Here is a 21,205-nt window from a genome sequence, read left to right on the forward strand (position 1 = left end):
GTAAGTTGGTTCTTGGCGTCGCTACGCGCAGCGAAAACTGAGGCGGAACCCCTCAGATGCCGTTTCCTCTTTTCGCGCGTTCGGCGGTGACCGTAAACAGCGGCGATTGGAGTTCGATTGGATCACTGCGTTCCAATCGATTTCCAACACTGCCGCCCTAGGCTCTGCCTTCCATCGAAGTCGGGCCACCGGGAGTGTTTGAAAGAATCGAGGACACATGAACCGTTCGAGTAGAGGCGCACGCTGTGCTGCGGCCGCCGCAACCTTGGCTGTGGTGGTCGGTCTCGCCGCATCGTGCAGCAGTGACTCCGAGGGTTCGGCAACGGGCGAATCCACGTCGGCCGCCGCGACCACGACCACCGAGTCTGCATCGACGACGAGCAGCGTGAACAAGCTCGCCCCGGCGACCACGACCGCAGCACCGGCGGGTCCGAACTACACCATCGCGGACTACATCGTCGACGAGGGAATCGTCGAGACCCCGATCTATATGGGCGATCCCGACGCACCTCAGATCGTGTTGCCGTTCCCGGAAGGCTGGGAAGATGCAGGTGAGCAGACGCCGGACTGGGCATACGGAGCCATCATCTACACCGGACCCGAGAGTGCGGACTACACGCCGTCGATGATCGCGATCGTGTCCAAGCTCGAGGGCAATGTCGATCCGCAACTTCTCATCGACTATGCGGCGGGAGAGGTGCAGAATCTGCCCGACTTCGCGCCGATGGGCGAGGGCAGGACCTCGACGCTGGCCGGATTCCCGGCGTACCAGATCTCCGGTACGTACACGAGCGAGGATGGAACGGAACTCGTCTCGGCGCAGAAGACAGCCGTCATCCCCGCCGCGGACGGGCTCTACATCATGCAGATCAACGTCGACGGCACACCCGACCAGATCGATCTGCTGGCCAGCGCAACGCAGGTAGTGGACGAGGAAACAACCATCACGCCGTAGCTAGCTGGTCAGCTGCTGCCACAGATTGTCGGTGGAGGTCGATGCCACCCGCACCAGGCGGGTGGCATCGACGCGTACCGCGTCCGCGAGTTCGGCGCGCGTGCGCTGCGCGGCAAGCGCATCACGAACCAGCGGACAGAGGAAGCGCACAGCGTTCGAGTTCGGTAGTTGCACGAGAAGCCCTGCTGCAACCGCTGGTTCGAGATGTGTCGACGGCCTCGCGATAAGAGCGTCTGGCCGCGCTGCTGCAATTCTCAGATCTTTCCGCGTTTCCGGTGGAAGTGTCGAAGTGCGGGAGCGGATCACCGCGGCAACGGAATCGGGTACGAAATCTCGGCGCGTCGGGTCGATCCGAATCTCGCGTATCACTTCTGCTGTGTAGTAGGGATTTCCGCCTGTCCGACGATGGATGAACTCGGCAAGCTGGAGCGTCTGCTCCTGGATCCCGGCATGAGCAACCATCCGCGCGGTAGCGTCGACGTCGAGCGCGTTGATCCGCAACATCGTCGTGTCGCACTTGTTCGTCAATCGAATCAAAGAGCTACGCCGAGAACGGTTCTCGTCACCGTTGTCCTGCCAGGTCGCGACGACGACGAGTGGAAGCTGACGTAGATTGCCGACTACGAGCTGGAGCACCTCGCGGCTGGCGCGATCGGCCCGATCGAGATCGTCGAGCACAACCAGGGTGGGGTGCCCCTCGACGAGACGATGAAGTGCAAGTACGACGCTGTCCAGAATCAGGAAGTCGGCGCGGTAGTTCTCCTTGATATTCGACGGAAGGACGTTCGACGGCAGCGGCCACCCCGGCAGAAGCTCCAGTAGCTGCGGCGCGATCACCTCGGCCGCACGCGCCAGCTGCCCTCGTCCGGCGTTGTCTCCCAGTGAGCGCAACACCTGCACCCACGACCACAGTTGCGGTTGTCGAATCCCTTCGGGCGGGCACGACCACGCTGCGGTGAACCCGACGGACTCGGCCCGCACGACCGCTTCACTGGCCATAGCGGTCTTTCCGATACCCGCTTCTCCGGCCAAGACGAACACACGCCCCTCACCGCATTCGGCGCCGACGAGGGCATCGTCGATCCTCTGCATCTCCGCGTCCCGACCGAACAAGCAGGAGTCGGGTCGGTCGACGACAACAAGGGGGTGGGCTGGTTCACGCCACCCCAGCGTCGCGGACTGCCGCCTGATCTCCGCTTCGAGCGAGACCAAGGCCGCACCGGGCTCGATACCCAGCTCGTCGTTCAGCAGCAGTTCCGCGCGACCGAACGCACGCAATGCGTCGGCTCGCCGGTTCGCTCGATACAACGCGAGCATCAGCTGCCACCACAACCGCTCTCGCAGAGGAGATATCACGATCTGGTCTTCTAGCTGTCCGACGATGTCGACGTGGTGTCCGAGCATGAGTCTGCAGTCGAAGTACGCTTCGACGATATCGGCGCGGAGCTCGTCCAGGCGGTGCGTCTCGTGCACCGAGACGGCCAGATCGCGCAAGTCCTCCAGCGGTTGCCCGGTCCAGACATCCAACGCCTCGCTCAGCAATTCACACGCACGAGCATGATCTCCGTTCCGAGATTCGATGCGCCCAGCCGCGGCCAGGGACTCGAAGCAGTCGACATCCAGCTCTCCTGTCCCCAGGTCGAGCCGGTAGCCGTACGACGTCGTCACCAACGATTCGGGGCCAAGCACCCGCCGCAGATTGGCCACATAAGCACGAACCGAACTGATCGCTTTGACGGGTGGGCTCCCGTTCCACACCGCCTCGATCACCGCGCCGAACTCCACGACATGCCCGTGGGAAAGAAGCAGAACCGCTAGAACCGCGCGTTGTTTCGGCCCTCCCAGAGGCAAGGGCTCACCGTCGCGCAGGACTCGCAGTGGGCCGAGCAGCTTGTAGTCCACACAACCCTCCACCTTCGGCCCCGACAGCACAGAGGAATCAATTGAGCCACACCTTCCCGAATCGTGCAGACCCGTAGTCCAATCGAATTCCAACCGTTATCGATTACCGTGCTTTCCTTTCGTTTCTATGACAAAGGGAATGTCCAGGGCAGGTACCGATACTCGACTCAGGCTGGGGTTCCGTCGAATTCGCCGCCATGTAGATATTTGCGCAAAGTAATGAGTGCGAGGTTCGTGCGGTCAGCCCAACACCCGATATCGCAGCATCATCTCGTGATCCTCGTGGTCGAGCATGTGGCAGTGCCACATGTAGCCCCGCAACTCCGAGCCACTTCCATGCCGAGATGCGTGCTGGCTCGATGCATGATGGTTGGAGATGGTGGAAAACGTTGCGTCGGGGTCGAATCCGAGTTCGTCGGCGAGAGGGAACCGCACGAGGATTCGCGTCACGGTGCCCGGGTAGGTGTTGACGGTGTCCTTGGCGCCGGCTTCCCACGGGGCGGGCGCAACCAGCGGCCCGGTGCAGTAGCGCTCGACGTCGGGTGCCCACTTCACGCCGATGCCCGGTCGGGGGTTGTCACGCTGGTAGGCCGCGAGATCGACCGGTGCCCGACCGAGGGTACGAAAATGCACGAGATGTAGATGGATCGGATGCGGTTCGAGTGTCGTATTGACAATGTTCCACTGCTCGACGACCCCCTGCGCGGGCATTTCGATATCGGGATCGCTGTACCGCAGATTGTTCAAAGTCATCATCGGAGGCGCCAGCGACAGCCCGGCCGACGGCTGGTTGACCGTGACGGTCCGAGTGAATGTGGGAGTCGGCATCGGAGGCAACAACGCAGGCTGGCCTTTGCCACCGCGATACATCGTCATGACCTCGCCTGCGAACCCACGGGCCGACGCGACCCTGAACTGGCAGAACAGCGGCATGGGCACCGCTCCCAGCGAGGCGGCCTGCGCGGGTGGCGGTTCGTCGTTGCGAAGTTCGATGACTTCACCGGGCTCCACGGCACCGAAATCGACGAGCACATCGACTCGCTCTGCCGGCGCCAACCGGATGCCGTCGGTCTGGACGGGGGCGTCGAGCAATCCCCCGTCGTTCCCGATCACCCAGAACTTCATTCTGTTCGAGAAGAACAGGTTCCACACACTGTACGAACCGGCGTTGACGATGCGGAACCTGTAGAGGCCGCGCGCGACTTCCATCGTCGGCCAGATCTTTCCGTTGACGACTCCGACGTCTCCGGTCCCGCCACCCTCCCATTTGCCCTGCGGCACCGTAATATTCGAGCGGATGCTCATCGAACCGTCGGGATTCATGATCTTTTCCTGCAACACCAACGGTATCTCGAACTCGCCCGACGGAAGTCCGAGCGAATTGTCGGCCAGTCCCGAATCGAACTGATCACGAACCAAGTTCGTGCCGACGAGCCCGGCGTAGACGTTGATACGCGTCATCGACATCGCATGATCGTGGTACCACAGACCAGCAGCATCGTTGAGTCCTGGGAAGCTGTGCGTCAGGGACTCCCCGGGCCTCACCAGCATCTCGGAGTGCCCGTCACTGTCCGGTGGAGTGATGCCTCCGTGCAGGTGCAACGACGTCGGCGTCAGATGACGGTCGTGCTCACTCATCCCGTGCAGCGAGGTGTCGATATCGGCGGCGAGAGGATTGCCTTCGGTCGAGTTGGTGTACCTCAGCGTCCACGGCTGGCCCTGCTCGCTCTCGATCGTCGGGCCGAGGTAGTCGAGTTCGCCGTATCCGAAGGTGGGCGCCGGCGCGAGATCGGCATGGAAGGAATGCGCGCCGCTATGGGCATCGAGCTCCACCGCACTACCCGACAGGACCGGCAGCCTGGGCAACTCGTCACGAAACGGCTGCAACGGCGGCGAGTGGAAGAGCAGCGGACTGTTGCCTCCGAAAATGTCGTCGGCCAGTGCCCGACGGGGCGCCGTACTCGATGGCAGCGCTGCCGCTCCGACAGCCAGCGCGGTCAACCCGGCCGCACGGAACGCCGATCGACGAGACACTGCATCCACGCGCACCCTCCCGTCCATCGGTGTGATCGAGCCCATACTATGGGGCCTCGTCGACACCCGTCGACACCCCACACTCGGATCGTCCGGCACGTTCCTGCCGGTGGAGGGATTTTCTTCGTCATGGCATCGATCACGTTCGACCGCGCCACCAGGCTTTTCCCAGGCTCCGACGTCCCAGCCGTCAACTCGCTCGACCTGGAAATCGCCGACGGCGAATTCCTGGTACTCGTCGGCCCCTCGGGCTGCGGAAAGTCGACCTCGCTCCGAATGCTGGCGGGCCTGGAAGAAGTCGACAGCGGCCGCATTCTCATCGGCGGCACAGACGTCACCGACGCCGAACCCAAAGACCGCGATATCGCGATGGTGTTCCAGAACTACGCGCTGTACCCGCACATGAGCGTCGCCGAGAACATGGGCTTCGCACTCAAGCTCGCGAAGGCGAGCAAGGAGGAAATCCGCACCCGGGTGCTCGAAGCTGCCAAACTGCTCGACCTGGAGCAGTATCTGGACCGCAAGCCGAAGGCATTGTCCGGAGGACAGCGTCAACGAGTTGCCATGGGGCGCGCCATCGTTCGGCAACCTCAGGTGTTCCTGATGGACGAGCCACTGTCCAATCTCGACGCGAAGCTCCGCGTCCAGACGCGTACCCAGATCGCGCAGCTCCAACGTCGCCTTGCCACCACCACGGTGTACGTGACGCACGATCAGGTCGAGGCGATGACGATGGGTGACCGAGTGGCCGTGTTGAAGGGCGGCATTCTGCAACAGTGCGCGTCCCCGCGCGAGCTCTACCGGACGCCGGCGAATGTGTTCGTCGCTGGATTCATGGGCTCACCGTCGATGAACCTGTTCCGCGTGCCGGTCACCGATGGTGGCGTGCGAATCGGCGACCAAGTAGTCCCGATCCCGCGTGGGACCCTTTCGGCGTCCTCGGGGTCCGAGGTCGTCTTCGGGATCCGCCCGGAGCACGTCGAGATCGTGTCCTCGGGATTGAAACTGGAGATCGACGTCGTCGAGGAACTGGGCTCGGAGGCGTTCGTGTTTGGCCGCGCCGACATCAACGGCACTTCTCAGACGATCGTCGCGCGCGCCGACTGGCGTGATCCGCCGCAGAAGGGCGACGTCGTCGGCATTCGGTTCGACGACGCCCATGCTCACATCTTCGACGGATCAGGTGACGGCCTGCGCCTCGGCTGACCGCGGGGCGCTCCGCGCCAGTGGCGGGGCGCTCCGCGCCCAGTGGCACGGTTGAGTGCACCCCAACGCACTTCACCGTGCCACTGGCGGCGGAGCCGCCTACACCAGCAATTCTGCGATCTGAATCGTGTTCAGCGCGGCACCCTTACGCAGGTTGTCGCCCGAGACGAAGAGCGCAAGCCCGCGCCCGTCGGGAACGCCCGGGTCCTGTCGGATCCGGCCGACCAGAGAAACGTCCTTGCCTGCGGCCTCCAGCGGCGTCGGAACATCCACCAGCTCGACGCCGGCAGCCGAGCCCAGGATCTCCCTGGCGCGCTCGGCAGAGAGAGGCTGAGCGAACTCCGCGTTGATCGACAGAGAGTGACCGGTGAACACCGGGACGCGGACGCACGTTCCACTGACCAGCAGATCCGGCAACCCCAGAATCTTGCGCGACTCGTTGCGGAGCTTCTGGTCCTCGTCGGTCTCGCCGGAACCGTCGTCGACGAGCGCACCGGCGAGGGGCAGGACGTTGAACGCGATGGGTGCGACGTACTTGTTCGGCGCGGGGAAGTCGACCGAGGATCCGTCGTGCACGAGCTTTTCGACGTCATCGATGACAGTGCGCGCCTGGGTGGCGAGTTCTTCGACGCCGGCAAGGCCGCTGCCGGAGACCGCCTGGTAGCTGGAGACGATCAAGCGCTGCAGGCCTGCCTCGTCGTGCAGCGCCTTCAAAACCGGCATCGCAGCCATCGTCGTGCAGTTGGGGTTCGCGATGATTCCCCTGGGCGGATTCTTCGCAGCCTCGGGGTTGACCTCGCTGACGACCAGCGGTACGTCGGAGTCCTTACGGAACGCCGACGAGTTGTCGATGACGACGGCACCGGCCGCGGCGAAGCGGGGCGCCTGCTCGCGCGAGAGAGTCGCACCGGCCGAGAACAACGCGATGTCGATTCCAGCGAGATCCGCGGTGGACGCGTCCTCGACGATGATCTCCTCGCCGCGGAACGGAAGCTTCTTGCCCGCCGATCGAGCGGATGCGAAGAACCGCACGGTCTCGGCCGGAAAGTTACGTTCCTCCAACAAGGTTCGCATGACGGCGCCGACCTGGCCGGTGGCTCCTACGACTGCTACTACGGTCATGACTACCGTCCTGTTCCTGCGTGTACGACGGCTTCTTCCTCGCCGCCGAGATCGAAGGCCGCGTGCAGAACGCGCACTGCCTCGTCGAGCTGTGTGTCGCTGCACAACACCGAGATTCGAATCTCGGAGGTGCTGATCAGATCGATGTTGATACCCGCGTCGGCGAGCGCCTCACAGAACGTCGCAGTGACGCCTGGATGACTCTTCATTCCGGCGCCGACGAGTGAGACCTTGCCGATGTGATCGTCGTAGAGAACCTGAGCGAAGCCGATTTCGGACTGGAGCTTGGTCAGCTTCTCCACTGCCGTCGGGCCGTCGGACTTGGGGCATGTGAAGGTGATGTCCGTCTTGCCGGTGTCGATCTTGGAGACGTTCTGCAGCACCATGTCGATGTTGATCTCGGCATCGGCGACAGCTCGGAACACCTTGGCGGCGTAGCCAGGAGCATCGGACAAGCCGACGACGGTGACCTTCGCTTCGCTGCGATCGTGTGCGACGCCGGTGAGAATGGCTTCTTCCACTGGGATGTCCTCCATAGATCCGGAGACGATGGTTCCGGGTTTCGTGGTGTACGACGAACGGACGTGCACTGGAACGTCGTAGCGGCGCGCGTACTCGACGCACCGCAGCATCAGAACCTTCGCCCCGCATGCCGCCATCTCGAGCATTTCCTCGAACGAGACGGTGTCGAGATGTCGGGCATTGGGCACGATGCGCGGATCGGCGGTGAAAATTCCGTCCACGTCGGTGTAGATCTCGCAGACATCTGCATTCAACGCGGCGGCGAGCGCAACGGCCGTGGTGTCAGAGCCGCCGCGTCCGAGCGTCGTGACGTCCTTGCTGTCCTGACTGACGCCCTGGAAACCAGCTACGAGGACGATCGAGCCTTCGTCGAGTGCGCTGCGAACGCGACCGGGTGTGACGTCGATGATCTTGGCGTTGCCGTGCACGCTCGTGGTGACGACGCCTGCCTGCGAACCGGTGAAGGACCTGGCCTCGGCGCCGTAGGAATGAATGGCCATCGCCACCAGCGCGTTGGAGATGCGCTCGCCGGAGGTGAGCAGCATGTCCATCTCGCGGGCAGGCGGAGCTGGGCACACCTGTTGGGCCAGGTCGAGCAGCTCGTCGGTGGTGTCGCCCATAGCGGAGACAACCACTACGACGTCGTTGCCCGCCTTCTTCGTCTCGACGATTCGTTCAGCGACGCGTCGGATGCGTTCGGCGGTACCCACCGACGATCCACCGTACTTCTGGACGATGAGAGCCACGCGTGTGTACCTCCGCTGCATTGTGGTGTGACTGGCTTGACTACCTTACCGAGTTGTCCGTCCGCGAGGCGCTGCGGGTACGACGGCGATGCCTCTCACCTGCGCTGATCCGATCTCGACAGCGACAGCCGACGGGCGATCGCGGTCGATCACCCGTGAACGAGACCGGCGGGCAGGCGTCGGCGAGATCGGTGTCGACGCGCCCGACACCGATCCGGTCCGGCATCTGGTTTCTCGGCCTGGATCGGGGAGCCGGACTCGAATTCGGAACGTAACTGCAACCCGTCGTTGCCGCCGACCGTTCGAACCGTACCGACCGGCCCGCACATTCAGCTTTCGGCACCCGAAATGGCAAGGAAGGGAATACCATTGGCACGTCCATCGCATCGCCTGCGCCTTCGTCGGGAGAGGGTCGTGTATGACCACGTTGCCCTTGTCTGTGCCCACACCCCGAAGTCGCATTCCGGCGCTCGCCGAGGCGACCATTCGGCGACAACGGTTGCTCGACGATCTCGATCGTGGCGGGCGGACCAATACGGTCACGTTGTTGACCGCACCCGCCGGGTCCGGCAAGACCATGCTCCTCGTGGACTGGATCGAGTCCAGGCGGGTCTCCGACGGCGGTTCGATCGCCTGGCTGACGGTCGACGAGACCGACAACGACCTCGCCGGCCTGCGTTCGCGTGTTGCCTCTGCTTTCGCGCAAGCAGGCTCCCCCGCCTGGGATTCGGCTATCACGATTCTCCTCTCCACTGGCGACCCGGCGTACGCCGACTTCGGCGCTCTGCTCGTCGAAGCGCTCGAGTCGGTGGACGAGCACATCACGTTCATCCTCGACGACAGCCATCTGCTGCATGACCCAGAGATCCTTGCCCTCCTCGGCAATTTTCTCCGTTATCCGCCTCGCAACGTGCGGGTCATTCTCGCGGGGAGGTACGAACCTCCACTTGCGCTCCAGAAACTGCGCCTCGACGGCCTCGTGCACGACATCTCGGCCTCCACCATCGCCTTCACCTCGGACGAAGCAGCAGAGATGCTCGCGCGTTCCGGGACCGTTCTGGACGAGCACGATCTGGCGAAATTGATGAACCGGACCGAAGGCTGGGCGGCTGGTCTTCGACTCGCGGGCATGACGCTCGTAGGCTCCCGCCGACCTTCCGAGTTGATCGAGGACTTCACTGGAACCGAGCACACGGTCGCGGACTATCTGGTGGGCGAGGTGCTGTCCTACCTCCCCGCGAACGTGCGGACGTTTCTCGTCGAGACGGCCGTACCCGATTGGTTCACAACCGATCTCGCCGAGCGCCTCACCGGCGAGAATCACGCCCAGGACATCATCGACGGCCTTCTCGCACAGAACTTCCTGATCGATCAGATCCCAGGTCCGGAGCCGGCGTACCGCTACCACCCGCTGATGCGCGGGTATCTCCGAGCCGAGATAGCCCGCCTCGGAGCGGGCCAGATCAGAAATCTCGAACGCGTCGCGGCGTCGTGGTTCAACGACTACCGGCAGCCGCTTCAAGCCCTCCAACACAGCGTCCACGCGGGAGACTCTCCGACGATCGTCGAGATCCTCGCCGAATCCGGTCTCGGAATGGTGCTGCGCGGGAACGGCACCCAGGTGCTCACCGCCATCGATCGAAGCCCGGTTCAAGTCAGACGACATGCAATCGCTCACCTCGTCAACGCGGCAGCGTTCCTCATGGATGGAAATACCGCTCCGGCAGTGTCGATATTGTCTGCACTTCGCCGATCGGTGACGACGCCGGTCACCGATCGGACCTCACGCAAGGATCTCGACGCCGAAATGCTGCGGCGCGCTCTCGAAGTCCACGCTGCGATTCGCACCGGCAACATCGCGGCGCCGCTCGCTCGGGCGAAGCAGCTCGACATCGGAAATTCCGGCTCACCCGAACTCGATTCCTACACCCTGATGGTCGTCGGCCTGGCCGAATTGCACCTGGGCCTCGTCACCGAAGCCGTCCACCACCTCATGGACGCAACGGCCAACGCCCGGGCCGGCAATCTGCATCTGACAGCCCTCAGCTGCCTGTCCATCGTCGCTGGATCTCACTTCCTCGCAGGACAATTGGATGATTCCCTCGGTATGGTCCACGAGGCTCGCGAGATCGCCGATCGGCACGGGCTCACCGACACTCCCCTCTACGCCGTGGCGCTATCCCTGGAACTACTGGTGGCGACGATTCGCGCTGTCCCCGCCCAAGCACCCGTTCCGGAGGACGTCTGGGTCGCCATCGGCCAGTCGCCGGATCCGGCCGTCGCCGACTACGGGCGCCGAGCCAGGTGGGCATTGCAGACCCCTGGCGACCAGCCCGGCCACCACGACCGCGAGTGGTTGGATTTCGACCGGCCGGTCATCCCCGGGTTCGAGGCCCTGCTCGCTCCGATGGTCCAACGGCGCTACCTGACCTCTGGTGAGATTCATCGCGCCACCGAACTCGTCGACGTCACCGGAAGACGACTCGGCAAGATCGGCGACGTCGGCCTGCTCGCCGCCGAGATCCACCGGTTGCACGGGCGGCTCGACGCCGCGGACAACGAGCTGAGCTCGATCGTCGACGGCACCAAGCGATGCATCAATCCGGTCAACACCGTTCGGGCGTTCCTGGCGGCCGCGAGCGTCGCTGCGGCCAGAAAGCACCCGATTCGGGCGTTCGACATGGTCGTCCACGCTCTCACCGCGGCGGCACCGGAGTCGATGCTGTTGCCGTTCGTCGAGGCAGGGACCCCGATACGCGATATTCTCAACCACAATCACGGACGATTCGGCCTGCTCGAGCCGTTCGCCGATCGCGCGCGTGCCTGTGTCCCCCACGAAGCTCGGACGATCGATCGGCCCGCTACCGGCACGCTCACCCGCCGCGAACTCGAGTTGCTTCGCGAGCTCCCTTCGTGGCGGACCGCGGAGCAGATCGCCGCCGATCACTTCGTCTCGGTCAACACCATCAAGACGCACCTCCGCGGGATCTACCGAAAGCTCGAGGTCCGCTCCAGACGGGACGCCATTGCGGCCGCGCACGAGCTGGGTCTGTTGTAGGAACTTCATGACCCGGTGTCACGGGTTCATCACCTGCGGGTGATGCCGCAGCCCGGTCCGACGCGGACGCTGGTACTGAACACACCGACAAGCAAACCCGGGAGCGGAACCTGCAGAACAACCCCCCTTTTCCGGGAGTGGAACCTGCAGAACGCCCCTGGTGGAACCAAGTGCAGGAGCGACCGCCATGGCTCGACCCGCCGACGTGCATTCGCACGGAATCCGCTACGAGTTCACCGTCGAGGGCGACCTCTCCGAGCGTGCGAAGGCCGCATTCCCCGACCTCTCCGTCGCCCGGATTCCGACCACTTTCACGCGCCTGTTCGGACCCATCGACGACGAAACGGCGCTGCGCGGAATGCTTGCACGCTTCGATGCGCTCGGTCTCACCATCGTCGAACTACGCAGGCTTCCGGACTGAGGTTCTGCCAACCCCGACGTGAAACCACCATGGTCGGTAGTACACTCGCAGACATGCAGCGCGCGCTTCTTCTCGATCGCCGCGACGGGGTCTGAATCAGACTGGCTTCCCGTCGCGGGGTTTCATCGCGCCGGTCGAAATCCACTTCAGCGAAGTAACCTCGGAGATCAGAGCAATGTCACCAGCCGACGCATACACATCCGGATCGCGCACCATCACCCCGCCCTCCCGTCCTGGACCGAGCGACCAGCCCGCATGGAACACCCAGAAGAATTCTGCGATGCCGACCTATCGGTACCGCCCGTTCGCCGAAGAGGTCGAGCCGATCACGCTGCCGGACCGTACGTGGCCCGACAAGGTCATCGACCGCACGCCGCAGTGGTGTGCCGTGGATCTACGCGACGGCAACCAGGCGCTCATCGATCCGATGAGTCCGGCGCGCAAGCGTCGCATGTTCGATCTACTGGTCCGGATGGGCTACAAGCAGATCGAGGTCGGGTTCCCGTCCGCCAGCCAGACGGACTTCGATTTCGTTCGGGAAATCATCGAAGACGGCGCCATCCCCGACGACGTCACCATCCAGGTTCTGACGCAGTGCCGTGCCGAACTCATCGAGCGGACCTACTTGGCCTGTGAAGGCGCACGCAACGTCATCGTGCACTTCTACAACTCCACCTCCATTCTGCAGCGTCGCGTGGTGTTCAAGGCCGATCGGGACGTCATCAAGAAGATCGCCACGGACGGTGCACGCAAGTGCCTCGAGGTCGCCGCGAACTACCCGGACACCGACTGGCGCTACGAGTACTCGCCCGAGTCCTACACCGGAACCGAACTGGCATACGCAAAAGAGGTGTGCGACGCCGTCGTCGAGATCATCGATCCGACGCCCGCGAAGCCGATCATCCTGAATCTGCCGGCGACGGTCGAGATGGCGACACCGAACGTCTATGCCGACTCGATCGAGTGGATGAGCCGCAACCTGAACCGACGCGACAGCGTGATTCTGTCACTGCACCCGCACAACGACCGCGGAACAGGCGTCGCCGCAGCAGAACTCGGCTATCAAGCCGGCGCCGACCGCATCGAAGGGTGCCTGTTCGGTAACGGGGAGCGCACCGGCAACGTATGTCTGGTGACGCTCGGGCTCAACATGTTCACCCGCGGTGTCGACCCACAGATCGACTTCTCGAACATCGACGAGATCCGCCGTACCGTCGAGTACTGCAACCAGCTCCCCGTGCACGAGCGTCATCCGTACGGCGGCGACCTGGTCTACACCGCTTTCTCGGGAAGCCACCAGGACGCCATCAACAAGGGCCTCGACGCGATGAAAGTCACTGCGGACGAACAGGGCTCGGACATCGGCGAAATCACCTGGCAGGTTCCGTACCTGCCGATCGACCCGAAGGACGTAGGTCGCACCTACGAGGCCGTCATCCGGGTCAATTCGCAGTCCGGCAAGGGTGGCGTCGCGTACATCATGAAGGCCGATCATGGCCTGGCGCTGCCGCGTCGGCTGCAGATCGAGTTTTCTCAAGCCGTGCAGCGCATCACCGACGGCGAAGGTGGCGAGGTCTCACCGAAGGAAATGTGGGACGTCTTCGCGCAGGAGTACCTCAGTCCGATCCGGCCACTCGAACGCATCAAGCAGCGCGTCATCGCTGCCGAGACCGACGGCGGTACGGACAACATCGTCGCTACGGTCAAGCTGGACGGCGTGGAGCAGGACATCAGCGGTTCCGGCAACGGGCCACTTGCCGCCTTCGTCGACGCTCTCTCCACCGTCGGCTACGACGTCAGCGTCCTCGACTATTCGGAGCACGCGATGTCCGCAGGTGACGACGCGCAGGCCGCCGCCTACGTCGAAGCATCCGTCACCGGCCCCACGGGAAGTGCAGTCACCGTGTGGGGCGCCGGAATCGCCACCTCCATCACGACCGCATCACTACGCGCCGTCGTGTCGGCAGTGAACCGCGCCCTGAAGTAAGCGCCACACTGAAGTAGGACGCAGTCCACTCAGGCCCCTTTCCCGCTCCTCGGTGCTGGGAAAGGGGCCCGCGTGGTTCCCACTGCCCCCGGGCTGAGAACGCGAGACTTTCACTCGTCGGCGTATGCACAGTTTTCCCGTGATGTTCACGCGCGCACATCATCCGGCGCGGGTGATCTCACCTGTTTCGGATGATGATCTTGCTTTGCGCCGGATGCCAGGATTGTTCATAGGTTTTCGACACCGATGAAATGGGGCACCGAACGTGGACTCGTTCTGGGATTTTCTGTGGCTGATCATCGTGAGTTTCGCGTTCATCGCGTATCTCATGGTGCTGTTCTCGATCATCGGCGACCTCTTCAGGGACCACAAGACCTCCGGCTGGGTCAAGGCGATCTGGGTGTTCTTCCTGATCGTTGCACCGTTCCTGACCGCCTTGGTCTATCTGATCGCCAAGGGCGGTGACATGACCAAGCGTCAGGTCAGGGCCGTGCAGCACGCGAGAGACGAGCAGGAGCAGTACATCAAGCAGGTCGCCGGCCGGACATCCGCCGAGGAGATCGCGCACGCCAAGGCACTGCTCGACGCTGGCACGATCACTGAAGACGAGTTCAACCAACTCAAGTCGAAGGCCCTTGCCTAAGTCTCACACTGCATCTCCGCTCACACCAGCGGCCTCCTCGACGAAGGCGTCCACCACTGCGGCGACAGCCGCCAGTGCGTGGGCGCCTGGGCGCGTTGCGAGCTCGTAGATTCGCCCAGCCCGCACACCCGAGAGCGGGAGACGAACCAAGCCTGGATGGACGACGGCGAAGCGCGGCATCAGCGCGACGCCGTGTCCGCGGGCGACGAGCTCCTCGGTGACACGGAAGTCGTTGATGCGCTGAATCACTCGGGGACGAACCCCCGTGGCGGCCGCAACCGAGAGCAGGACGTCGTCGACCGGAAATCCGCCCCTGACACTGATCCACTGTTCGTCGGCAAGCTGGCGCAGATCGACCGAATCCTGTTTTGCCAAAGCATGTTCGGGCGGTAGGACCAAATCGATCGGCTCGCGCATCAACGCGCGAACCTCGATACGCGGCGCTGCCGTCGCGGCCGCTCGCTCGTCTCTATGCGTCAGAACGACGTCGTAATCCGCCAGCAGCGCCGGAACGGACGAGGCAGGCAAGTCCTCGTCGCTCGCGTCCACTCGAGTTCCGCTCTCGCGCATCCTGTCCAGAACGCCCGGCAACAGCAACGCGGCACCGGACGGAAACAGAGCCACACGCACGCGACCCCTAGGCGACGCGCTGTAGGACGCCATCTCGGCACTCGCGCGATCGAGAGCCGCCAGCACCTCGTCGGCGCGAAGCACGAGAGCGGCGCCGGCGTCGGTCAGGCGCAGGCGTCGACCATCGGGTTCGAGTAGCGGGACGCCCGCCTCCCTGGCGAGCAGTTTGAGTTGCTGTGACACTGCCGACGGCGTCAGCGACAGCGCGGTCGCGACCGCTCCGACGGTACCGCGATCGGCGAGCTCCCTGAGTATCCTGAGGCGCTCCGCATTCATGTAGAAAACCTTAACTGTTAATGCGGATATATTCGATTGTGCTGATGGTTGATGCCCGCCACGATTGGAGCCATGACCACTCGCGACCGCCTCCTCGGACTGACCGTCGCCGTGCTGTGGGGATTGAACTTCCTCGCCATCCGTGTCGGCCTCGACCACTTCCCCCCGTTCTTCTTCGCTGGACTGCGATTCCTGGTCATCGCCGTACCCGTCGTGTTGTTCGTCCGCCGCCCGAACGTTCCGCTGAAGTGGCTTCTGCTCTACGGCTTCGGCTTCGGCTTCCTGCAGTTCGCCTTCCTGTTCGCAGCCATGAACGCCGGAATGCCCACTGGGTTGGCCTCGCTCGTACTGCAGTCGTCTGCGCCGTTCACGATCGTTCTCGGCGCGCTGCTGCTCCGTGAGAAGGTGAGCCGGCGTCAGATCATCGGGATCACTGTCGCCGTAGCCGGGATGACCCTCATCGGATACGACCGGAGCCAAGCCGCGTCACTGATACCGGTCGTGCTGACCTTGCTGGCCGGACTGGGTTGGGCGGTCGGCAATCTGGGCAACCGATTGGCCAAGTCCACCGAGCCGATGCGCCTGATGTTGTGGATGTGCGTCGTCCCGCCACTGCCGATGCTCGTCCTGTCTGCCGCGGTCGAGGGCCCATCGACGGGCTGGCGGGCGCTCGCGGACTCGTTCAGCATCGACGGCTGGCCTGCACTCGCAGGCCTCGCGTACATCGTGCTACTGGGAACCATCGCGGGCTCCGGCCTGTGGACAGTACTGATCAGCCGTCACCCGGCCGGCGTCGTCGCGCCGTTTTCGTTGCTGGTACCGGTGGTCGGGATCGCCGGCGCGTGGATCTTCCTGAACGAAACCCCGAGCGTCATAGCGCTGGTCGGAGCCGCGGTCGTCATCGCCGGCTGCCTCGGCGGGATGGCCACCGCGCGGCGGGCCTCGTCAGCTACGCCGCTGGCGGAACCGCTGCGGGTGTGACATCGGTGACTGCGAGACCGGCGTCAGTTTCCAGAGGTCTGAACCAGATCCTCGGGCGCCCAGTAGGCACGCATCGATGTGATTCTTCCGTCGTCGTCGAATTCCATCACGTCTATGGGTGATACTTCGAACGTGTTCTCGCCGAACTTGGACACCAGCCTGAAGTGGAAGGCCGCCGAGTTGGACGCGATCTTGCACGTGAGGAGTTCCGCTGACTGCTCCAAGGGCTCCAGCACCGCGTAGAACTCTCTGATCGACTCTTCGGTCACCCTGACCTCGGTGCCGACCGGATCTTCCACAGTCGCTCCCTCGGCGTACAGGGCAAGAATGTCGTCGACGGTGCCATGCGCAACGGCCTCGACGTAGGCGTCGACGGTCTTGCGGACGACATCGGCAGATGGAGCCATACGAGTTCCTTTCTAGAACCTGTTTCAGTCAACATAGCGCGTGGAGCCACATTCCGAGGAGAGTCGAGCCGTATGTTTGTGCCAGACTCGGCGCATGGTTCGAGCGGGTGAGCGCAGAGCGGCAATCGGCGCGCGGGGCCGGCTGGCACTACGAGCGGCCGAGGCCGCGACGTGGGCGTCACGCAAGGCAGGTCGCGGTAAGGGTTCGATGATCGGCGGGCTCGTCGCTCTCAAGATCGACCCGGACATCCTGACGGGACTCGGCTCCGGTCGTCGCACAGTGGTAGTGACGGGCACCAACGGAAAATCGACGACGACACGCATGGCGGCCGCCGCACTGGCCACCCTCGGCGACGTCGCGACACAGGCAGACGGCGCCAACATGGACGCAGGCATCGTTGCTGCCCTGCACGCTCATTTCGACGCCCCACTGGCAGCGCTCGAGGTCGACGAACTTCACGTACCGCACGTGTGCGACGCCGTGTCCCCTGCTGCGGTGGTGTTGCTCAATCTCAGCCGCGACCAGCTCGACCGCGTCGGTGAGATCAACATGATCGAACGAAAACTACGCGCAGGCCTGGCCCGTCACCCGGACACCGTCGTGATCGCCAACTGCGACGACGTGCTCGTCACATCCGCTGCATTCGACGCCCCGAACGTTGTGTGGGTGGCGGCAGGCGGCGGTTGGGCGGGCGACTCCGTCAGCTGCCCTCGGACCGGTGAACCCATCGTCTGGGACGGTGAGCACTGGTACAGCACCGGAAGTGACTTCAAGCGTCCGACGCCTGATTGGTGGCTCGACGACGAAAACCTGTACGGTCCCGACGGTCTGACCATCCCGATGACGCTCGCACTCCCCGGTAAGGCCAACCGCGGCAACGCAGCGCAAGCTGTCGCAGCCGCAGTAACGCTGGGAGCGGACCCCACCGATGCCGTCCTCGCCGCGTCCGGAGTGAACGAGGTCGCCGGACGGTACTCCACCGTCCAACATGGATCGCATTCCGTCCGAATGCTTCTCGCGAAGAACCCCGCCGGCTGGCAGGAAGCCCTGTCGATGATCGACCCGACCGTGGACGGGCTCGTCATCGCGGTCAACGGTCAAGTTCCCGACGGTGAGGACCTTTCCTGGCTGTGGGACGTACGGTTCGAGCATTTCGAGAACGTTGCTGTCGTCGCTGCCGGTGAGCGTGCCACCGATCTGGGAGTCCGGTTGCTCTACGCCGGTTCGCAGCACACAACCGTCGCAGATCCGTTGAAAGCCATCGAATCCTGCCCTCCGGGGCGCGTCGAGGTCCTGGCCAACTACACCGCGTTTCGCGATCTGGGGCGCGCGCTCGCACGCGAGGTGAACGATGTCTGAGTCCACCGTCCGCATCGGCTTGGTCCTGCCCGACGTCATGGGCACCTACGGCGACAACGGCAACGCATTGATTCTGCGACAACGGCTTCGGATGCGTGACATCGACGCCGAGGTCGTGCATATCACCCTGAACGATCCGGTCCCCGACTCGCTCGATGTGTACACCCTCGGCGGCGCCGAGGATTCGGCGCAGCGCTTGGCGACCCGGCACCTGACGCAATATCCCGGACTGCAGAAAGCGGCCGCACGTGGGGTTCCAGTGCTGGCTATCTGTGCGGCGATTCAGGTCCTCGGCCACTGGTACGAGACGTCCTCCGGCGAAAAAGTCGACGGGGTATCCCTTTTCGACGTGACGACGTCACCTCAGGAGACCCGATCGATCGGCGAGGTCATCACCGAACCACTCCTGGATGGTTTGACTCAGAAGCTGTCCGGGTTCGAGAATCACCGCGGAGGAACGACATTGGGTTCCGACGCGCACGCGCTGGCACGAGTCACCTCGGGCATCGGAAACGGAGTCGGTGACAGCCGAGAAGGCGTCGTACAAGGTTCTGTGATCGGGACATACATGCACGGGCCGGTCCTCGCCAGGAACCCGGAGCTTGCGGACTATCTGCTGGAGAAGGCGATCGGCAGGACACTGGAGCCGCTGGATCTGCCCGAGGTCGCCCAGCTGAGGCGCGAGCGCCTGAGACGGTAGTGCCCGGCGGGCTTGTGGCTGTGGCGGCTCCGCCGCCAGTGGCACGGTTAAGTGCACTCCGATGCGTTTTTCCGTGCCACTGCGCAGTTCTCGCACGGGTACGATGCGTCGTCCCAGCCATCTCGGACCAGGACGTCTCGCACATCCCGATACACGCCGCACGGATCGTGGGCCACATCGTCCCAGCCGAACCCCAGGCTCGCACGCCCGGCGAGTTCGGCGGCGTTGTCTCGACGGCGATCTCGGAAGCGCGTCTGCTTGGCCGAATGGAACTGCTGACCGTCCAGCCGGACTATCAGCCCACCCGGCCCGTATTCGACGTCCTCGAAGAGAATTCGTCCGCCGACGTGGACCGGTGCCTGCCGTCGGCCGGTCGGTAGTCCGTGGGCCTTCTCGACGTCGACGGCATACCTGTATTCGAGCACCGACTGCACTCCGTCGGCGAGCAGGCTCAACGTGTCGAGCAAGGCCTGCCGATATCGCCTGGGACGCCTCAGCTCGATCTTCCGGCGCATCGTTCCTATCGACACTGCGCCGGCAGAGAGCGCACTGACCAGAATCGCCGACGCCTCACGAGCGGACGCAGCTGCGACAGCCAGATCCATTGCCGTATCGGGCTTACTCGTTCGCGGTGGATCGAAATCGACACCGATGTGCTCGATAGCCAACGAACGATGCATCACGACGCCAGGATGGATCTCGGCGTTGTGCGATGACGTCGGCCGGGCCGAGTTACGCCGGACCACAGCAGGCTGATGGATTGCGGAGCACCCGCGCGGCACGGTGATGTGGACCGGGCCGTCGTCCATGCGCGTCATGCCCCATTCGAACGCTGCCGTGTCGTGACTGATCATCGCGCCACGGCCTCCGTACAGCACGGCTGCGCGCAGTGTCATCTCGCGGCTCAGCGGCCCATTGGTGACCGCTATGACGTTCCGGAACACTCGAAGCCACGCCCCCGACTCGACCTGATGCCGGACGGCCTGCGGCGTGAACCCGCACGACCGCAACTGGACCGTAGTCACAAGACCGTGCTGCGGATCGAGAATCTCCTGAGCCAGCGTCGGCCGCTTCGAATTCATGCTTGGAAATGATGCACAACGACGGTCAAGGCGAGTGCCGAAAACAGGCGGGTTATGCACAGGGTGTGGATAACTTCAGTGGCGCGGTTGAGTGCACGTCAGGACACTTAACCGCGCCACTGGAGGCGGAGCCGACCAACCAAATCAGAGCCCTACAGAACCCGCCGTCCGGTGAGCGCGCGGCCGAGCGTGAGTTCGTCCGCGAACTCCAGATCCCCGCCCATCGGCAGGCCCGAGGCCAGCCGGGTGATCGAGAGGCCTGGAAAATCACGCATCATCCGGACGAGATAAGTCGCGGTCGCTTCGCCCTCGGTGTTCGGATCGGTCGCGATGATGACCTCGGCGACATCGACGCCGTCCTCCTGATTCCCGACGCGCACCAACAACTCGCGAATCCGCAACTGATCAGGCCCGACGCCGTTCAACGGATCGAGCGCACCACCGAGGACGTGGTACCTGCCTTTGAACTCCCGAGTGCGCTCCACGGCCTGAACGTCTTTCGGTTCCTCGACGACGCAGATTATGCTGCGATCACGCCGGGGATCGGCGCAGATCCGGCACAACTCCTTGTCGGAGACCGTCCCGCACACAGTGCAAAATTGGACGCCGTCGCGGACCCGCTGCAGTGCATTGATGAACCGGTCCACCTCGGGCGGTTCGACGCCCAGCAGGTGAAATGCGATGCGCTGAGCGCTTTTCGGGCCGACTCCCGGCATCTTGCCGAGCTCGTCGATCAGATCCTGAACAGGACCTTCGTACACGCGCGAACTCTCTTAGAAGCCGGGGAGCCCGAGCGATCCGCCGCCGAGCCCACCCGCCAGCGGTCCGAGCTTCTCGGCAGCAACAGCCGACGCAGATTTCGACGCGTCGGCGATGGCCCCGATGATCAGATCCTGAAGAGTCTCGACATCCTCGGGGTCGACGATCTTCGGATCGATCACCAGGGAAACCAGCTCACCCGTCCCCTTGACCGTCGCCGTGACGAGCCCTCCGCCCGCCTGGCCGGTCACCTCGGCTTCGGCGATCTCGGCTTGCGCAGCCATCAGCTGCTGCTGCATCTGCTGGGCCTGCTGCATGATCGACGCAATGTCGGGCTGCTCACCGGGTTGCACAGTGGTGTCCTCTCGGTTCGGGTACTCCAGAGCCAGAGTAGTGGGTAATTCAGCCTTGCCG

General features: G+C 63.8%; 18 protein-coding genes. 9 read left to right on the plus strand and 9 right to left on the minus strand.

The window, feature by feature from the left end:
- Window positions 1–217: 217 nt before the first annotated feature.
- Complete coding sequence (locus WDS16_RS19685; protein WP_338887009.1) at window positions 218–955, plus strand: LpqN/LpqT family lipoprotein; 738 nt, start codon at window positions 218–220, stop codon at window positions 953–955.
- On the opposite strand, the gene WDS16_RS19690 is transcribed toward WDS16_RS19685, so the two are convergent.
- Entirely contained in the window at window positions 956–2,857 is a 1,902-nt protein-coding gene (locus tag WDS16_RS19690; RefSeq protein ID WP_338887011.1) for a BTAD domain-containing putative transcriptional regulator, read from the minus strand.
- A gap of 240 nt (window positions 2,858–3,097) precedes the next feature.
- Window positions 3,098–4,918: a multicopper oxidase family protein gene (locus WDS16_RS19695; protein ID WP_338893543.1), complete on the minus strand. Its 1,821-nt coding sequence runs from the start codon at window positions 4,916–4,918 to the stop codon at window positions 3,098–3,100.
- A 102-nt stretch (window positions 4,919–5,020) separates the two neighbouring features.
- Here WDS16_RS19695 and WDS16_RS19700 point away from each other — a divergent pair, with 102 nt between their 5' ends.
- Entirely contained in the window at window positions 5,021–6,097 is a 1,077-nt protein-coding gene (locus WDS16_RS19700) for a sn-glycerol-3-phosphate ABC transporter ATP-binding protein UgpC (protein WP_338887012.1), read from the plus strand.
- A gap of 99 nt (window positions 6,098–6,196) precedes the next feature.
- Here WDS16_RS19700 and WDS16_RS19705 read toward each other — a convergent pair whose 3' ends face one another.
- Window positions 6,197–7,219, minus strand: a complete 1,023-nt coding sequence (locus tag WDS16_RS19705; RefSeq protein WP_338887013.1) for an aspartate-semialdehyde dehydrogenase — start codon at window positions 7,217–7,219, stop codon at window positions 6,197–6,199.
- A 2-nt stretch (window positions 7,220–7,221) separates the two neighbouring features.
- Window positions 7,222–8,487 (minus strand): aspartate kinase, encoded by a 1,266-nt coding sequence (locus WDS16_RS19710; RefSeq protein ID WP_338887014.1) that lies wholly within the window; start codon window positions 8,485–8,487, stop codon window positions 7,222–7,224.
- 418 nt (window positions 8,488–8,905) lie between these two features.
- On the opposite strand from WDS16_RS19710, the gene WDS16_RS19715 reads away from it, so the two are divergent.
- From WDS16_RS19715 to WDS16_RS19730, 4 genes are all read left to right on the plus strand, one after another.
- Window positions 8,906–11,545: a LuxR C-terminal-related transcriptional regulator gene (locus WDS16_RS19715; RefSeq protein ID WP_338887015.1), complete on the plus strand. Its 2,640-nt coding sequence runs from the start codon at window positions 8,906–8,908 to the stop codon at window positions 11,543–11,545.
- A 187-nt stretch (window positions 11,546–11,732) separates the two neighbouring features.
- Window positions 11,733–11,966, plus strand: coding sequence for a hypothetical protein (locus WDS16_RS19720; RefSeq protein WP_338887016.1), 234 nt, complete (start codon window positions 11,733–11,735; stop codon window positions 11,964–11,966).
- 175 nt (window positions 11,967–12,141) lie between these two features.
- Window positions 12,142–13,953 carry a 2-isopropylmalate synthase gene (gene leuA, locus WDS16_RS19725; protein WP_338887018.1) on the plus strand — a complete coding sequence of 604 codons (1,812 nt, stop codon included), beginning with the start codon at window positions 12,142–12,144 and terminating at the stop codon, window positions 13,951–13,953.
- 265 nt (window positions 13,954–14,218) lie between these two features.
- Complete coding sequence (locus WDS16_RS19730; RefSeq protein WP_338887020.1) at window positions 14,219–14,596, plus strand: SHOCT domain-containing protein; 378 nt, start codon at window positions 14,219–14,221, stop codon at window positions 14,594–14,596.
- Between the two features lie 3 nt (window positions 14,597–14,599).
- Here WDS16_RS19730 and WDS16_RS19735 read toward each other — a convergent pair whose 3' ends face one another.
- Complete coding sequence (locus tag WDS16_RS19735) at window positions 14,600–15,502, minus strand: LysR family transcriptional regulator (RefSeq protein ID WP_338887022.1); 903 nt, start codon at window positions 15,500–15,502, stop codon at window positions 14,600–14,602.
- Between the two features lie 72 nt (window positions 15,503–15,574).
- Here WDS16_RS19735 and WDS16_RS19740 point away from each other — a divergent pair, with 72 nt between their 5' ends.
- The gene (locus tag WDS16_RS19740; protein WP_338887024.1) at window positions 15,575–16,483 is read left to right on the plus strand and encodes an EamA family transporter; all 909 of its coding nucleotides are present in this window, start codon (window positions 15,575–15,577) and stop codon (window positions 16,481–16,483) included.
- A 23-nt stretch (window positions 16,484–16,506) separates the two neighbouring features.
- Here the strand turns inward: WDS16_RS19740 and WDS16_RS19745 are convergent, their stop codons facing one another.
- On the minus strand, window positions 16,507–16,890 hold the full coding sequence (locus tag WDS16_RS19745; RefSeq protein ID WP_338887025.1) for a nuclear transport factor 2 family protein: 384 nt from the start codon (window positions 16,888–16,890) through the stop codon (window positions 16,507–16,509).
- 94 nt (window positions 16,891–16,984) lie between these two features.
- On the opposite strand from WDS16_RS19745, the gene WDS16_RS19750 reads away from it, so the two are divergent.
- Window positions 16,985–18,250: a Mur ligase family protein gene (locus WDS16_RS19750; protein ID WP_338887027.1), complete on the plus strand. Its 1,266-nt coding sequence runs from the start codon at window positions 16,985–16,987 to the stop codon at window positions 18,248–18,250.
- Window positions 18,243–18,950, plus strand: a complete 708-nt coding sequence (locus tag WDS16_RS19755) for a glutamine amidotransferase (RefSeq protein WP_338887029.1) — start codon at window positions 18,243–18,245, stop codon at window positions 18,948–18,950. The genes WDS16_RS19750 and WDS16_RS19755 overlap by 8 nt, the downstream gene beginning before the upstream one ends.
- Before the next feature lie 47 nt (window positions 18,951–18,997).
- On the opposite strand, the gene WDS16_RS19760 is transcribed toward WDS16_RS19755, so the two are convergent.
- The 3 genes from WDS16_RS19760 to WDS16_RS19770 form a co-directional block, all read right to left on the minus strand.
- Window positions 18,998–20,032: a type IV toxin-antitoxin system AbiEi family antitoxin domain-containing protein gene (locus WDS16_RS19760; protein WP_338887031.1), complete on the minus strand. Its 1,035-nt coding sequence runs from the start codon at window positions 20,030–20,032 to the stop codon at window positions 18,998–19,000.
- Window positions 20,033–20,184: 152 nt separating this feature from the next.
- Complete coding sequence (gene recR / locus WDS16_RS19765) at window positions 20,185–20,793, minus strand: recombination mediator RecR (protein WP_338887032.1); 609 nt, start codon at window positions 20,791–20,793, stop codon at window positions 20,185–20,187.
- Between the two features lie 12 nt (window positions 20,794–20,805).
- A complete protein-coding gene (locus WDS16_RS19770; protein ID WP_338887034.1) occupies window positions 20,806–21,144 on the minus strand; it encodes a YbaB/EbfC family nucleoid-associated protein in 339 nt (112 codons plus the stop codon).
- Window positions 21,145–21,205: the final 61 nt, after the last annotated feature.

Source organism: Rhodococcus sovatensis (genome assembly GCF_037327425.1).
Classification (GTDB): domain Bacteria; phylum Actinomycetota; class Actinomycetes; order Mycobacteriales; family Mycobacteriaceae; genus Rhodococcoides; species Rhodococcoides sovatense.

Excerpts from the sequence above, each read along its gene's own strand:
- WDS16_RS19760 (WP_338887031.1), bottom strand. The coding sequence starts at position 20,032 with ATGAATTCGAAGCGGCCGACGCTGGCTCAGGAGATTCTCGATCCGCAG.
- WDS16_RS19695 (WP_338893543.1), bottom strand. The coding sequence starts at position 4,918 with ATGGACGGGAGGGTGCGCGTGGATGCAGTGTCTCGTCGATCGGCGTTC.
- WDS16_RS19700 (WP_338887012.1), top strand. The coding sequence starts at position 5,021 with ATGGCATCGATCACGTTCGACCGCGCCACCAGGCTTTTCCCAGGCTCC.
- WDS16_RS19685 (WP_338887009.1), top strand. The coding sequence starts at position 218 with ATGAACCGTTCGAGTAGAGGCGCACGCTGTGCTGCGGCCGCCGCAACC.
- WDS16_RS19720 (WP_338887016.1), top strand. The coding sequence starts at position 11,733 with ATGGCTCGACCCGCCGACGTGCATTCGCACGGAATCCGCTACGAGTTC.
- WDS16_RS19740 (WP_338887024.1), top strand. The coding sequence starts at position 15,575 with ATGACCACTCGCGACCGCCTCCTCGGACTGACCGTCGCCGTGCTGTGG.
- leuA (WP_338887018.1), top strand. The coding sequence starts at position 12,142 with ATGTCACCAGCCGACGCATACACATCCGGATCGCGCACCATCACCCCG.
- WDS16_RS19755 (WP_338887029.1), top strand. The coding sequence starts at position 18,243 with ATGTCTGAGTCCACCGTCCGCATCGGCTTGGTCCTGCCCGACGTCATG.
- WDS16_RS19715 (WP_338887015.1), top strand. The coding sequence starts at position 8,906 with ATGACCACGTTGCCCTTGTCTGTGCCCACACCCCGAAGTCGCATTCCG.
- WDS16_RS19745 (WP_338887025.1), bottom strand. The coding sequence starts at position 16,890 with ATGGCTCCATCTGCCGATGTCGTCCGCAAGACCGTCGACGCCTACGTC.
- WDS16_RS19705 (WP_338887013.1), bottom strand. The coding sequence starts at position 7,219 with ATGACCGTAGTAGCAGTCGTAGGAGCCACCGGCCAGGTCGGCGCCGTC.
- WDS16_RS19750 (WP_338887027.1), top strand. The coding sequence starts at position 16,985 with ATGGTTCGAGCGGGTGAGCGCAGAGCGGCAATCGGCGCGCGGGGCCGG.
- WDS16_RS19735 (WP_338887022.1), bottom strand. The coding sequence starts at position 15,502 with ATGAATGCGGAGCGCCTCAGGATACTCAGGGAGCTCGCCGATCGCGGT.